The organism is Terribacillus halophilus (assembly GCF_900101385.1).
In the GTDB taxonomy this organism is placed as follows: domain Bacteria; phylum Bacillota; class Bacilli; order Bacillales; family Amphibacillaceae; genus Terribacillus; species Terribacillus halophilus.
In genome coordinates this window covers 368,423-380,895 of the sequence record NZ_FMZB01000003.1, presented here as the reverse complement: position 1 = coordinate 380,895, position 12,473 = coordinate 368,423, and the positions used below count along the sequence as shown (strand labels likewise).

At 43.0% G+C, this 12,473-nt stretch carries 15 protein-coding genes, 1 pseudogene and 1 riboswitch; of the genes and pseudogenes, 9 read left to right on the top strand and 7 right to left on the bottom strand.

What is annotated here, in order from left to right:
• Positions 1-1,146 (top strand): sensor histidine kinase, encoded by a 1,146-nt coding sequence (locus BLQ53_RS07990; RefSeq protein ID WP_093726765.1) that lies wholly within the window; start codon positions 1-3, stop codon positions 1,144-1,146.
• Positions 1,121-1,729 carry a response regulator transcription factor gene (locus tag BLQ53_RS19060; protein ID WP_212733360.1) on the top strand — a complete coding sequence of 203 codons (609 nt, stop codon included), beginning with the start codon at positions 1,121-1,123 and terminating at the stop codon, positions 1,727-1,729. The genes BLQ53_RS07990 and BLQ53_RS19060 overlap by 26 nt, the downstream gene beginning before the upstream one ends.
• 36 nt (positions 1,730-1,765) lie before the next feature.
• Here BLQ53_RS19060 and BLQ53_RS07980 read toward each other — a convergent pair whose 3' ends face one another.
• Positions 1,766-3,139, bottom strand: a complete 1,374-nt coding sequence (locus tag BLQ53_RS07980; protein WP_093726763.1) for a peptide MFS transporter — start codon at positions 3,137-3,139, stop codon at positions 1,766-1,768.
• Positions 3,140-3,348: 209 nt separating this feature from the next.
• Positions 3,349-3,449: riboswitch (TPP riboswitch) on the top strand.
• A gap of 83 nt (positions 3,450-3,532) precedes the next feature.
• Between BLQ53_RS07980 and thiT the strand changes: the two genes are divergently transcribed.
• A complete protein-coding gene (thiT, locus tag BLQ53_RS07975; protein WP_093726762.1) occupies positions 3,533-4,099 on the top strand; it encodes an energy-coupled thiamine transporter ThiT in 567 nt (188 codons plus the stop codon).
• A 37-nt stretch (positions 4,100-4,136) separates the two neighbouring features.
• Here the strand turns inward: thiT and BLQ53_RS07970 are convergent, their stop codons facing one another.
• On the bottom strand, positions 4,137-4,487 hold the full coding sequence (locus BLQ53_RS07970; RefSeq protein ID WP_093726761.1) for a YflT domain-containing protein: 351 nt from the start codon (positions 4,485-4,487) through the stop codon (positions 4,137-4,139).
• 669 nt (positions 4,488-5,156) lie between these two features.
• Here BLQ53_RS07970 and BLQ53_RS07965 point away from each other — a divergent pair.
• From BLQ53_RS07965 to BLQ53_RS07955, 3 genes are all read left to right on the top strand, one after another.
• Positions 5,157-5,648, top strand: a complete 492-nt coding sequence (locus BLQ53_RS07965) for a class I SAM-dependent methyltransferase (protein WP_093726760.1) — start codon at positions 5,157-5,159, stop codon at positions 5,646-5,648.
• A 240-nt stretch (positions 5,649-5,888) separates the two neighbouring features.
• Complete coding sequence (locus BLQ53_RS07960; RefSeq protein WP_170829614.1) at positions 5,889-6,299, top strand: YwpF family protein; 411 nt, start codon at positions 5,889-5,891, stop codon at positions 6,297-6,299.
• Positions 6,300-6,380: 81 nt separating this feature from the next.
• The gene (locus BLQ53_RS07955; protein ID WP_093726758.1) at positions 6,381-7,745 is read left to right on the top strand and encodes a TrkH family potassium uptake protein; all 1,365 of its coding nucleotides are present in this window, start codon (positions 6,381-6,383) and stop codon (positions 7,743-7,745) included.
• Positions 7,746-7,789: 44 nt separating this feature from the next.
• Here the strand turns inward: BLQ53_RS07955 and BLQ53_RS19180 are convergent.
• A pseudogene (locus BLQ53_RS19180) lies at positions 7,790-7,870 on the bottom strand (YjcZ family sporulation protein); the annotation flags it as partial.
• Positions 7,871-8,213: 343 nt separating this feature from the next.
• On the opposite strand from BLQ53_RS19180, the gene BLQ53_RS19365 reads away from it, so the two are divergent.
• Positions 8,214-8,462 (top strand): Spo0E family sporulation regulatory protein-aspartic acid phosphatase, encoded by a 249-nt coding sequence (locus tag BLQ53_RS19365; protein ID WP_342005122.1) that lies wholly within the window; start codon positions 8,214-8,216, stop codon positions 8,460-8,462.
• A 31-nt stretch (positions 8,463-8,493) separates the two neighbouring features.
• Here BLQ53_RS19365 and BLQ53_RS07940 read toward each other — a convergent pair whose 3' ends face one another.
• Positions 8,494-9,654, bottom strand: coding sequence for an aminotransferase A (locus tag BLQ53_RS07940; RefSeq protein WP_093726756.1), 1,161 nt, complete (start codon positions 9,652-9,654; stop codon positions 8,494-8,496).
• A 111-nt stretch (positions 9,655-9,765) separates the two neighbouring features.
• On the opposite strand from BLQ53_RS07940, the gene BLQ53_RS07935 reads away from it, so the two are divergent.
• Both BLQ53_RS07935 and BLQ53_RS07930 read left to right on the top strand, forming a co-directional pair.
• Positions 9,766-9,903, top strand: coding sequence for an FbpB family small basic protein (locus tag BLQ53_RS07935; protein WP_093726755.1), 138 nt, complete (start codon positions 9,766-9,768; stop codon positions 9,901-9,903).
• Between the two features lie 109 nt (positions 9,904-10,012).
• On the top strand, positions 10,013-10,291 hold the full coding sequence (locus tag BLQ53_RS07930) for a hypothetical protein (RefSeq protein ID WP_093726754.1): 279 nt from the start codon (positions 10,013-10,015) through the stop codon (positions 10,289-10,291).
• On the opposite strand, the gene BLQ53_RS07925 is transcribed toward BLQ53_RS07930, so the two are convergent.
• The 3 genes from BLQ53_RS07925 to trhA form a co-directional block, all read right to left on the bottom strand.
• The gene (locus tag BLQ53_RS07925; protein ID WP_093726753.1) at positions 10,288-10,761 is read right to left on the bottom strand and encodes a YkyB family protein; all 474 of its coding nucleotides are present in this window, start codon (positions 10,759-10,761) and stop codon (positions 10,288-10,290) included. The genes BLQ53_RS07930 and BLQ53_RS07925 overlap by 4 nt on opposite strands.
• A gap of 85 nt (positions 10,762-10,846) precedes the next feature.
• Positions 10,847-11,707, bottom strand: a complete 861-nt coding sequence (locus tag BLQ53_RS07920) for a metallophosphoesterase (RefSeq protein ID WP_170829613.1) — start codon at positions 11,705-11,707, stop codon at positions 10,847-10,849.
• Positions 11,708-11,775: 68 nt separating this feature from the next.
• Positions 11,776-12,408, bottom strand: a complete 633-nt coding sequence (gene trhA / locus BLQ53_RS07915) for a PAQR family membrane homeostasis protein TrhA (RefSeq protein ID WP_093726751.1) — start codon at positions 12,406-12,408, stop codon at positions 11,776-11,778.
• Positions 12,409-12,473: the final 65 nt, after the last annotated feature.

Here is a 12,473-nt window from a genome sequence, read left to right as displayed (position 1 = left end):
ATGAAGAAATTTCGCTTATTTCCGAAAGAGGAGGGCTATATACCGCATCTTTGGCTGCTGTATTTCTATTATTCATGCTTGTATTTACTTAATATTGAAGGATTTTGTTTTTTGTTCACTTTGCTGATCTTGGTTGCTGTTTTTATCTGCTATCGAGAAACATATTGGAGGCCTGAACGTACGTTTGCTGCTTCCATGATCATGACACTGCTTATTGCTTTTCTCGTTTTCTTCGTATCAGCATCTTATTTTTATTTACTTTTATACGCAACGAGTATGCTGTATGGATTGCAGAAGCCGTGGAAATTCTGGTTGGGGTATGCGGCAATCAATAGTGTGGCAGTTTGCTTGCTGCTTGTAGATATACTTGGTTTAACGAATATAATTTGGGGTTATCTATTGCCGGGTATATTGATCGGTCTGATCACACCCGCAGCCTGGAAGGCTCAAGAGACATGGAATCGAAAGTGGGAAGCAGTCAACCAAGAATTATCCGAAGCAAACAACCGAGTCGAAGAACTGATCAAAGAAAGGGAAAGAGATAGAATTGCCCGTGATTTACATGACACAGTTGGGCAGACATTATCGACTATTTCAGTGAAAAGTGATATATCGAAGAAACTCTTATATCAGAATCCAGAACGGGCAGAACAGGAATTACATGATATCCAGCTGCTAGCTAGATCACTGCTAAAGGAAATGCGTGAAATCGTTAGCGATTTGCGGCTTGTTTCTTTGCAGGAAGAAGTGGAATCCGCTCATGATAGATTACAGGAAGCGGGTATTGACTTTGAGTTGGTACAGCAATTTCCGTCGATAAGGGACAGTTCGAAGGAAACGCTGCTTGCTTATATTGTCAAAGAAGCAGTGACGAATGTTATCCGTCATAGCAACGCCACATCTTGTAAGATTCGAGTCATTCAATCGGACAGCGAGCTTCAATTGGAAGTGGAGGATAATGGCAGCTTCGATGGCAGGGAGTGGCAAGAAGGAAATGGCGTTGATGGAATCAGGAAAAGAGTGAGGTTGATGAAGGGGAGAGTCCATTTTAAAAAACGGCAAAATAGCGGATTACGTTTGACAATACATGTTCCGATGCAAACTGAAGGAGGAACTAAGTATGATTCGTATGCTGTTGGCGGATGATCAAAACATGCTTCGGGGTGCGATGGCTACGATGCTTGATTTAGAGGAAGATTTCTTTGTTGCCTCGCAGGCTGCAACAGGGGAGGAAGTTCTGCAAGCACTCGAAACAAAGACATATGATTTGCTGATTCTGGATATCGAGATGCCGAAATCCAGCGGCTTGGAAGTTGTGGATTGGATGCGGCAAAATAACCGCTCCGAAAAGGTGCTGATGTTGACGACCTTTTCAACTGCAGCCTATGTAAAAGAAGCGATGAAGATGAAAGTGGAAGGATACCTATTAAAAGATACGCCGAGTGATCAGCTGGCACTTGCTGTAAGGGATATCGTGTATCTTGGACGCACGGTGATAAGTCCCGAAATCACGTATCAATTTGTACAGGGGGTTGATAATCCGCTAAGCAAGCGTGAAAAACAAATCCTCCATCTGGCTGAAAGAGGATACTCTACCAAACAAATCGCCGGGGAACTATTTTTATCTCCGGGTACAGTCCGGAACTACTTCTCGGAACTCATGGATAAACTGGGAGCTCAGAATCGTTCACAAGCAGTTTACATAGCGAAGGAAAAGGAATACATATAAAAACACAGCTCCGAAAAGGAACTGTGTTTCTGAAATTTAGTCTCTCGCGTCCAGCATGGTTTGTAGTTTTTTGGAAACCGTCAGCAGTATCAGACCTACTATGATAGCTGCTGCACCGATTATACTGAATATCTCTACATAACCAAGTGTTGCTGTTAGACCAGCAAGTTTTCCAGCTATCAGGCTGGCAATACCAGTTGCGGCCATCCAGACACCCATCAAAAGAGAGGCAATTTTAACCGGTGCCACTCTGCTTACCATTGATAGTCCAACTGGAGACAGACAAAGTTCGCCTAATGTATGGAACAGGTAAGTAAAGACGATGAACAAAATATTAGCTCTGTGTACAATATTAGCTTCATCACTGCCTGTGTAAAGTACTGCTGGAACTAAAATTAAAAATCCTAATCCTAATAGAATCATACCCATGGACATTTTTGTTGTTGTCCGGAAATCTCCACGTTTTGATTTGCTTAATTTCAGCCAAATAGCAGAAACGATAGGTGCAAGGATCACGATAAATAGTGGGTTGACAGACTGGAACCAGGAAACAGGTATTGTGTAACCGCCGACACTTCTATCAATGAAATCCCTTGTATATAGTGTCAGTGAAGTACCTGCTTGTTCGAATCCTGCCCAGAAAAAAATGATAAATACAGCTAGTATCAGTACTGCACCTGTCCGCTTTTTGTCAGCAGAAGTCATTTTTGTTGGGATACCTTCCGCAGCAATATTAGTTCGAGCGGGTTTTGTACCGATATCACCCAAATAGCGCTTACCCAACGTACTGAAGATCAACTGACCAATAATCATACCGATGGAAGATGCCAAGAATGCCCACTTGAAACCAAAGTGTTCGATTCCAGCAGCATCAGTTGTATGGAATAAATCTTCTGCAAGGAATCCAGCAACTAATGGAGAGAAGAACGCTCCGATATTGATACCCATATAGAAGATGGTGAATGCGGCATCTTTACGTTTATCCATCGGGTGATACAGCTCACCAACATGTGTTGAGATATTCGGTTTGAAAAAGCCGTTTCCGATGATAAGTAACAGCATGCCGATGTATAATCCCCACTGGTTGTTGAATAGGAATATTGTGAAATCTCCGACCGCCATTGTTACACCGCCAATTGTAATAGCAGTGCGTAGCCCCATAAACTTGTCAGTCAAGTAACCGCCGATAATAGGCGTGAAGTAGATAATTCCTGTATAGAGGCTGTAAACTAATGCAGCTTGTTGCGTGTCCATACCCAAACCGCCGCTTATCGCTGCAGCAGTCAAGTAAAGCATTAGGACAGCACGCATACCGTAATAGCTATATCTTTCCCACATTTCCGTGAAGAAGAGAAGATACAATCCCTTTGGATGCTTCTTCCCTTGTGGGATTGTAGCCGGTGTATCCATTTTTAATCCTCCCTTTTTAAAGAACAGTGTCCATTATACGTCATATTTTTTCTCGAATTCAAACAATTTCGTTAGATGAAGTAAAAGTAATAAAATTGCTAAAATTAGCACTTGGATTATATTTCATCTATAGGAAATTTTAATAATTGTTGCTAGCGCTGTCATTTTTCTATATAATGGATGGACAACAGAAAACAAATCGGTACAAAAAAGCCTGCAGGGGGAGCCATTCCGGCTGAGATGGACATTCGATCCAGACCCTTCGAACCTGTGAGTTAGCACTCGCGTAGGGATGTAGCTTCTTTGATGGGGAAACAATGCGCATTGGGGCCATCGGAAGGATTCTCTGCGGCATTGTTTTTTGTTGCATTCTTTTATTAGGGGAGAAGCAATATGCAATCAAGAAGCAAGGTTTTATTTTTAGTGGAGGTGGCGATATTCGCCGCTCTCGCATTCGTACTGGACTTATTTTCATTTAAAGCATGGGCGCAGGGAGGCAGTATCTCCTTACAGATGGTTCCGATATTTCTGATGGCGTTTCGCTGGGGCTGGAAGGGCGGACTTACAACAGGGTTGGTTGTCGGGTTGCTGCAATTAGTCACTAATCCTTATATAATACATGTTGTCCAAGGTTTCTTGGATTATCCTTTAGCCTTCACTTTAGTTGGACTGGCAGCTGTAACAGCTGGATCAGCTCGTAAAGCTGCAAAAGAGAATAACCGAACTAAGCTTGTCGGATTTTTGATCATAGGAACATTGATTGGAAGTATCGGACGATTCGCATCACATTTTGTAGGCGGTATGGTATTTTTCGGATCAGCGGCCGCTCCCGGGCAGACGGTATGGGCATACTCACTTATATATAATGGCTCCTACTTGCTGCCGAGTTTCATCGCCAGCATCATAGTCATTCTCATTCTGGTTTTGGCTCAGCCGAAATTCATTTTACCGAAGAAATAAGGTAAAGGCACTGCTCATCGGAGCAGTGCCTTTTCATTTAAATAAGCAAGCCTTCTACATTTTCCGTTTCGGTTACAATCAAGAAGATTTTCCCTTCATCCAAATCCTCTTCGAAATCCTCCGATTCTTCTTTGGAGAAGCCGATTTCCTGTAATTTCGTACGAAGCTCATCACCAGGTTTACTGAACATGCTTCCTACTGCACTTTTGGCTCCCATCTCAGATAACCCGATTGTATTGGCATCCACTTTGCTGGAGACACGTTTTGTTCTGTCATCATCATGTGACAAGATATAAATATTGTCTTTATTTACCCCTTTGGTACTCAGCTGCTGAATGTCTTCCTGAAGCTTTTCGTCGTTTGTGTACTCTTTTAGATATGGTTTCATATTTATCTCTCCTTTAATTTCTAGCGTGTATTAATTATCTACCCGCTCGACAAAAAACGAAACAATCCCTCTATATAGATGAAAATATTCAACTTCGTGTGCTCTTTAGACATAGAGAGGATAGGTTATGATAAACTGTATGAAAATCGTTGTTTCCAAACCTGCTTAGGAGGAAACGATATGGCTGATATCATAGATCTTGATCATGTAAAGACAAAAAATGTTTATGTCAAGTCGCCAGGTTGAAGGGTATCGAGTATGAGATTTATTTGACTGTCATTAACTATGTAAATAAACATACGAAGAATATGCTGCCAAGATTTTCGTTCAAGACGACTGATTCTAATTTAGCTGAAATATACAGTGGTGATCGGCAACTCTTCTTAAAAAGCTGCCATGACTTGTTGCGCTATTGGGATATCGTACTGGAGTAGATTTCTGCAAATGAAGAATTCGACCGTTTTCCCAAGAAAGGCAATTTGTGTTTCTTCATCGATCGCAAAGTACAAAAAGATAAATATACGAGTTGATCTGACAGCTGGAACGTACCAGCTGTCTTTTTTTGATTTAGGATAGAAAAGATGAATCCGTGAAAGCTAAGGGAGATACGTTTAGCTTCGTTTTGTTAGGGCAATACAGAACTAATCGATTGCAAAAGGAGAGAGCTGTATGGTAAATAAGACAACAGTAGTTGCTGCAGCACAGGTGCTGGAGTTGCTGGAAATAGAGGGCGGAGAAAAAGTGATAGTCATTGGAGCTGGCAATGGTGATTTGGTTATACCGATTGCCCATAAGACGAAGGATCGTGTCACTGCTCTTGAAAAAGATGAAGCTTTATTGGAAGAGTTAGCACTTCGAGCAGAAGAAGAGGCACTGTCGAATATCGACCGGATGCCGAGCGGAGAGGGCAGACTGAATTTTCCGGATGCCTCCTTCCAGCGCGGACTGGCAGCGTTTGTTCTGGACAATACAGATGATCTTGAGTTAGCTGCCCAGGAAATATACAGAGTCACCATCGAAAAAGGTATTGTCGTTGCACTTGGTTTCAGCAAAGATCACAGTGCCGACCTGCTTACAGATAAACTAACGCAGGCAGGTTTTGAAGTAACATCAGGAGAGTTGAATGAGGAAGTATATTATGTAAAAGCATATAAAGCATGAAAACCGCCAGTCTGGCGGTTTTTTTACGTATTAGTACTGACAGGAGCATGCTCGGGGTGTCACTTTCTGCTGTCGGATAGGCCCATATTTCGCATCGTATCATCCTTCCTGACATTATCCTAGCTCTGTACCCCTGCGCTATCCATAGGAAACATCCTTATTCCGATACATACGAAAAGGATTAGTTCTGATAAGATAGAGAAAAAGATATAATTGGATACATTAGAAGGAGTGGAAGCTGTGAAAACATTCAAACTGGTGGAACTAACCTTGTACCCGACAGATCAAGGATCGGCGCAAGGGAAAGAAATGAAACTGACAGAGGGCTTAATCATCAATAAAGAAGAAGATAATGAGTGGGTACTCGAGGCTGTCTTAGGCAAAACAGATTTGGATTATGTTCAGACATTATCCGAGAACCGCAAAGTGCAGCTTGCTGAAGTAAGGATCACAAAACCAGAGAATCGTCCTGCATTGTTCGTTATTCAAGTGCAGGAAGTCAATGATCTAGAGGAAGAAGGAAATGTAATCATGAAGGGCAGCCTTGCAAGGGAAGATAGGCTGGATTTGCTCACTTCAATCAGTAAATTGCGCAAGGATGGGCTAGGGGAGGACGAAATCCTCTCTAGCAGATTCGGTTCAGCTGAGTGACCAGCCCTGAAAAAGCGAGCTATTCTTCTATATTCCTGTTATAATTGATTACGTTTGAAACAAGCAATGAAGGAGTCCATTATGCGTACCTATGACCCGCGTTGGCGGTGGCTCAATAATATTTCGCCAACCAGATTGATCATTTTATTTTATTTGGTAGCAGTTATTATCTCTACCTGTCTATTGGCTTTGCCAGTGGCACATAAAGAAGGAATGGATATCTCCTTCGTGGATGTACTTTTTACAGCTGTCAGTGCGATTAGCGTGACAGGACTTGCTTCTGTTCCGATTCAGGAATATTTCAACACTACTGGAATCGTACTGATTGCATTCACGATGCAGCTTGGAGGAATAGGTGTCATGACCTTAGGAACCTTCGTCTGGCTGTTGTTCGGGAAGAAAATCGGCTTGAAGGAACGGCGTCTCATCATGGCTGATCAGAACCAAATGTCGTTTCGTGGAGCTGTCAATCTCATACGGCAGATTTTGGTGGTTGTTCTCTCAATAGAATTGATCGGTTTCCTTGTCTTAGGCACTTATTATTTGCAATATTTTCCTACAGCAGGTGAAGCATATTTTCAAGGCTTATTTGCCTCTATCAGCGCAACGACAAATGGAGGCTTCGATATAACGGGGCAATCACTTATCCCTTTTCAGCATGATTATTTCGTACAGTTTGTACATATGCTGCTAATCATTCTTGGGGCAATCGGCTTCCCGGTTCTGATTGAAGTGAAGCATTACATGTTTGCATCCAAAGAAGAGCGTAGCTTTATCCGCTTTTCCTTATTCACAAAGCTGACCACGATCACTTTCCTGGTGCTTATTGTTGCTGGTACCATCATTATTGCACTGCTTGACTCAAGGAATTTCTTTGTCGGGAAATCTTGGCATGAGACGCTGTTTTACTCGCTGTTCCAATCAGTTACTACCCGAAGTGGGGGACTTGCAACAATGGATATTGCGAGCCTGACTGAACAAAATCAATTGTTCATGTCGGCGCTGATGTTCGTCGGTGCTTCACCAAGCAGCGCTGGAGGTGGTATACGGACCACCACCTTGGCATTGGTTGTCATTGCACTTTACCACTTTGCCAGAGGGAATAAGCAAATAACGGTTCTTCGACGGGAAATCCACCCGGAAGATTTATTCAAAGCAATCAATGTAACGATCTTTGGAATGATTCTGGTATTCATATCTGCTGTCATCCTGACTTCGATTGAACCTTTCTCTCTCACCGAAGTGTTATTCGAAGTATGCAGTGCGTTTGGTACAGTTGGCTTAAGCCTAGGGATCACAGCTGAATTGAGTGATGCCAGCAAGATTGTCCTGATGCTGCTCATGTTCTTGGGACGCGTCGGTATCTTAACATTCCTGTATTCGCTGCATCGGAAATCACAAGCGGCTAACTTCCATTATCCGAAGGAACGGATCATCATCGGATAAACAAAGACGGCATCCTTTTAAGATGCCGTCTTTTTGATTGGGTATTAGCAGTAAAATGCTGCACCAACAATAATCAACAAGATGAAAAGTACAACGATCAAAGCAAAGCCGTTGCCGTAGCCGCCACCGTTGTAGCCGCCGCCTTCGCATCCTCCGCCGAAACCGCCGAAGCCACCGTATCCGTAACCCATTCTGTTTCACCTCCTAAAGCTTACACCTTACTATATGGCACAGTGGATGAAGGCGTATGGTCGTTTGCCCATTTTTAAATATGATTTCGTTACGTACCGAAGAGATCTGCTCTGTGACAAATTGACTGCTTGTACCTGAGAAAATAGAAGTAAATTGCTTTGTCGTCTATTGACGAATGGTAGGAGAGAAGGAGGAAGACTGTCAGGTATGTATGTAAAAAGTGTGAAAAGTGCTTGATAAACTTTACTTTCTTTCGATCTTTTGGCATGATAAGTAATGGAAAAGATTTGTAACTATAGAAGGAATAATGGTGATCAAATGATATTGCCTGAACACGCCAGATATTGCTTGCAGCACTCCAATAAACTAATCAACTTAAATAGGCTGACGCAGCAGATTGAAGTACTGCGTGAGCAGATGGCAGAAGTAGCATTTGAAAAAGGTTTCACAAGCAGTGAATCGATAGCGAAGAGCCAGGAATTGGACAAGCTGTTGAACTTATATGAAGCAAAAAGAAAGATATAAAAAGGACAGGCGCCCCGACCTGTCCTTTTTATTATGTTAAAGTATGGGAATCAAGGAAGCTTTCCAGTCTTTCCATTCCTTTTTCCAGCTGCTCCATACTGTATGCGTAGGATATCCGCATGTATCCTTCTCCATATTCAGAAAATGCATCTCCAGGTACAATTGCAAGACCAACTTCATCTACCAGTGCCAAACCTAGCTCCAATGATGTCATCTTCTTGATTGGGAACTTCGGAAATATATAGAACGCTCCATTTGGTTTCTCGACAGTGAGTCCCATTTTCGCGAGGCGTTCCAGACAGTAATCCCTCCTTATCCGATATGCTTCGCGCATGTCGACGGGGTCTTCCAGTCCGTTTGTCAATGCTTCGATTGCAGCAAACTGGCTAATGGAAGTGGCACAAGTAGCGTTATATTGATGTACTTTGAGCATGTGAGCACTCAGCCATGCAGGTGCCAATGTAAAGCCGATTCGCCAGCCTGTCATGGAATGGGATTTACTTAGCCCGTTAATGATTATCGTCTTTTCCCTTACTTGTGGGAAGCTGGCAATCGAGACGTGGCCTTCATCATAAGTTAGCTCACTGTAAATCTCATCAGAGAGGATGAAAATATCCTTTTCAGCCAAAAAGTCGGCAATTTCCTTCAATTCATCATATGTAAGTGTCACGCCGGTCGGGTTGGATGGGTATGGTAGGATGATGCACTTTGTTTTCGGCGTAATATATTGTTCCAAGATGGATTTTGTCAGTTTGAATCCATTCGAAGCAGTATCTGCTAGAACGGGAATTCCCCCTGCCAGTGAAATAAGCGGTTCATAGCCTGGATAAACTGGACCTGGTAAAATCACTTCATCGGCAGGTTGCAGGATAGTTCGCAGTGTAATATCAATTGCTTGCGATGCGCCGACAGTGACGATGATTTCATCCTCTGCTCGGTAGGCGGGAGCATATTTTAAGTAAAAATCACGGATTGCACTGCGTAAAGTGAGCAGTCCAGCATTTGGCGTGTATGTCGTTTGATTTGAGCGAATTGCTTCCATGCCGGCTTCTTTGACATGAAGCGGGGTGGGGAAGTCTGGCTGACCGATTGTCAGGCTGATTATATCCTTTTTATCTGCTACCAGGTTGTAAAAACGGCGAATACCGGAGATTTGTATGTTTTTAACATGCGAATTGATAAGCTGTTCCATCTTATGTACCTCCATTTACATACTTTCTTAACATAATGTTCAAACAATTTTGATTATAACGTGATAGTATTGGGAATAGCTAAAGGAAAATATTTAGGAGGCTAATGATTAATGAGACCCCGTAAGCTTTCTTTAGAGGAATTGATCACGCAAAATAAAAATGAGTTATTACAGGATGATCAGGCTATGCTTCGTATTGAAGAATCTCTGGATGATAAATATGGCATCCAGTCTGATCAATTGGAATAACGATTGATACATTATACCATAGTGCAAGATGACAAGGAATCCCGCAAAAAGTGGGGTTCTTTTTCTGTTTAGACGAATGGATTTTAGTAGAAACTGAGGAGAGGGAGGGATGATGATGATTTTGCCGATAATGGGTCTGTTAGCTGCATTGTCTGTGTTTGCGGCAATATTTTTCTGTATCAGGTGGTTGGTGAAGCATCAGTGGTATTCGATTCTGTCAGTGGTAACTGCACATATTATTTTAGGATATTCCCATCGTTTTGGATGGCTGCAGTGGGAGTTTTCAAAAGACAGGCTCCTTTTGTTGATGACCTTGATTTGCAGCATGCTTATTTTGGTTAAATGGAGTGTACTTATAGGAAATAAAAAGAAAAAGCGTACAGTTTAGCTGCGCCGCTTTTTCTTGTCGGGCCAGGTGAACTGACCAAGTGAGGATGGCGTATAGAATGCCGATTTTTTAACGGATGTTTGCTGCTTAGTCCTGGTACTCTGCTGCGGTATATCCAAATAGCCGGACAGGATCCGCTTTGCCTGTGAAAGGGAGAGGTTCGGCCTAGGGTTCCGAAAGGTCTTGTCCAATTCTCCTAAGTGCGGAAGTGTTTTGAAATCTTCCTTTGCAGCCGGGATATGAAAGTAATAGTCTGCTATTTGTACTAGCACGGTGGAGTGCTGTCTGCTGAGTTTTGGGTGTTCAGAGAAGTGCAATCCGATTTTTTTTGCTTTGTTCTGTTCCAGCAGCCTTGCTACTGCTTGTTTTTTTAGTTGATATAAGTGGCTTGGATCAGGAGCTGTCTTCGCGTGCCGATTCACAACGAACAACGCTTTTGCAATATCCTCTAATGTCCAGTTCACTTTCATTCGAGTAACCTCCTAGTGCAGGAATAGACCCTATCGGAGAATGGTACTATCGTACAGAAAAGAAGTACAATTGGCAAGCTCTTTCTTAATTAATTTCCACATGTCCCCGTCCGTGCTGCAGAGTGATGATGGATATTTCCGGCGGGCATGCAAAACGGATAGGCATCCTTGTCGTGCCGACACCTCTTGAGACAAAAACATGAAGGGGCCTGGAACCCACTTCGTAATGGCTATCCACATAACGTCTGCCATAAGGCGGGACGATCACTTCTCCATAAAATGGAATCCGCACCTGTCCGCCATGCGAGTGTCCGGACAGCTGGACATCAACTGGAAGATGTTTGACGTTCTCGGCTAAATCCGGTTCATGTGCCAGCAGGATGGTAAAAGAATCTTCATCACTATGCTGGGTGGCAGCATGCAAATTCGGTGAACTGCGTATGACATCATCAATACCAGCGAGCACGATATGTTCCTGTCTGCGCTTCAATAATGCCGCCGTATTATGCAGGGGTGTGAAACCGCCTGCTTTCATATATTTCGCAACGATTGCTTCGCTTCCGTCACGGTAATCATGATTACCGTAAATCCAATACTTTCCAAGCGGTGCATGAAGCATCGTCAGGCAATCGACGATTTCCTGTTTCCATTTCAGCCGAATTGGCCGATCCGCAAAATCACCGGTGAATACAATGACATCTGCCTGCTGTGCCTGAATATGACGCACTAAGCGTCTGAGTTTTTTAATGGAATAATGATAACCTAAATGCAAATCACTGAACTGGACAATTTTCAGTCCGTGAAAGGCTTTCGGCAGCCGTTCACTGGTCAGTTTATATGATTTTGTCACCAGTTTGGCTGGCTCGATATACCTTGCATACGAATATCCAATGGCGGCTCCGGCTAAAATTGTCCCCGCTGCGGCTGAAATCCAAGTCTTTTTCATAAATGCACCTTCTTTTCCGTAATAAAGGCACTCTTCCCTTATACAACGGGGAGAATGCCTTCGTTTCATCAGATGAGGAACAGGATAGCGAAGAAATGAAACGCCGATCCTGCCAGTACGAACAGATGCCATACTGCATGATGGTAAGGGATCTTACGCCAAACATAGAACACAGCGCCGATTGTATAAAAAAGGCCGCCGATGATCAGATATAGGATTGTCAGCTGAGGCAAAGCTGCAAGCATCGGTTCCCATATCAAAACAATCATCCAGCCCATCAAGATATAAAAGATTGTCGACATAATCAAGAATTTCTTCACAAAGAAAATTTTGAAGATGATTCCTGCAAGTGCGATTCCCCAAACGATTCCGAAGATCGTCCATCCGAGCGAGCTTCTGAGGCTGATCAGCAGCAAGGGTGTGTAGGTGCCGGCTATGAAGAGATAGATGGCTGCGTGATCGATGATCTGGAAAATATCTTTCACTTTTCCCTCGGGCAATGCATGGACGATTGTCGAAGAGAGATACATAAGCAGCATTGTCGTACCATAAACAGCTACGGAGACAATGATCCAGGGATCCCCCGTAAAACTTGCCAATACGACGGCAACGGCAAGTGCTGCAATACTAAGTAATGCCCCGAATCCATGGGTGATGGAGTGGGCTGCTTCTTCTTTTTTCGTGAAAATATAAGTTTCCAATTATTTACCTCATTTCTGCTTTGTTTCAGTATAAAGCTTTTTCTAGCTTTACACCATAAAAACCG

Coding starts and splice junctions, on each gene's coding strand:
- BLQ53_RS07920 (WP_170829613.1), bottom strand. CDS start 11,707: ATGAAAAAGACTTGGATTTCAGCCGCAGCGGGGACAATTTTAGCCGGA.
- BLQ53_RS07925 (WP_093726753.1), bottom strand. CDS start 10,761: ATGAAAGTGAACTGGACATTAGAGGATATTGCAAAAGCGTTGTTCGTT.
- BLQ53_RS07980 (WP_093726763.1), bottom strand. CDS start 3,139: ATGGATACACCGGCTACAATCCCACAAGGGAAGAAGCATCCAAAGGGA.
- thiT (WP_093726762.1), top strand. CDS start 3,533: ATGCAATCAAGAAGCAAGGTTTTATTTTTAGTGGAGGTGGCGATATTC.
- BLQ53_RS07970 (WP_093726761.1), bottom strand. CDS start 4,487: ATGAAACCATATCTAAAAGAGTACACAAACGACGAAAAGCTTCAGGAA.
- BLQ53_RS07990 (WP_093726765.1), top strand. CDS start 1: ATGAAGAAATTTCGCTTATTTCCGAAAGAGGAGGGCTATATACCGCAT.
- BLQ53_RS07955 (WP_093726758.1), top strand. CDS start 6,381: ATGCGTACCTATGACCCGCGTTGGCGGTGGCTCAATAATATTTCGCCA.
- BLQ53_RS07965 (WP_093726760.1), top strand. CDS start 5,157: ATGGTAAATAAGACAACAGTAGTTGCTGCAGCACAGGTGCTGGAGTTG.
- BLQ53_RS07940 (WP_093726756.1), bottom strand. CDS start 9,654: ATGGAACAGCTTATCAATTCGCATGTTAAAAACATACAAATCTCCGGT.
- BLQ53_RS19060 (WP_212733360.1), top strand. CDS start 1,121: ATGATTCGTATGCTGTTGGCGGATGATCAAAACATGCTTCGGGGTGCG.
- BLQ53_RS19365 (WP_342005122.1), top strand. CDS start 8,214: ATGGAAAAGATTTGTAACTATAGAAGGAATAATGGTGATCAAATGATA.
- BLQ53_RS07930 (WP_093726754.1), top strand. CDS start 10,013: ATGATGATGATTTTGCCGATAATGGGTCTGTTAGCTGCATTGTCTGTG.
- BLQ53_RS07935 (WP_093726755.1), top strand. CDS start 9,766: ATGAGACCCCGTAAGCTTTCTTTAGAGGAATTGATCACGCAAAATAAA.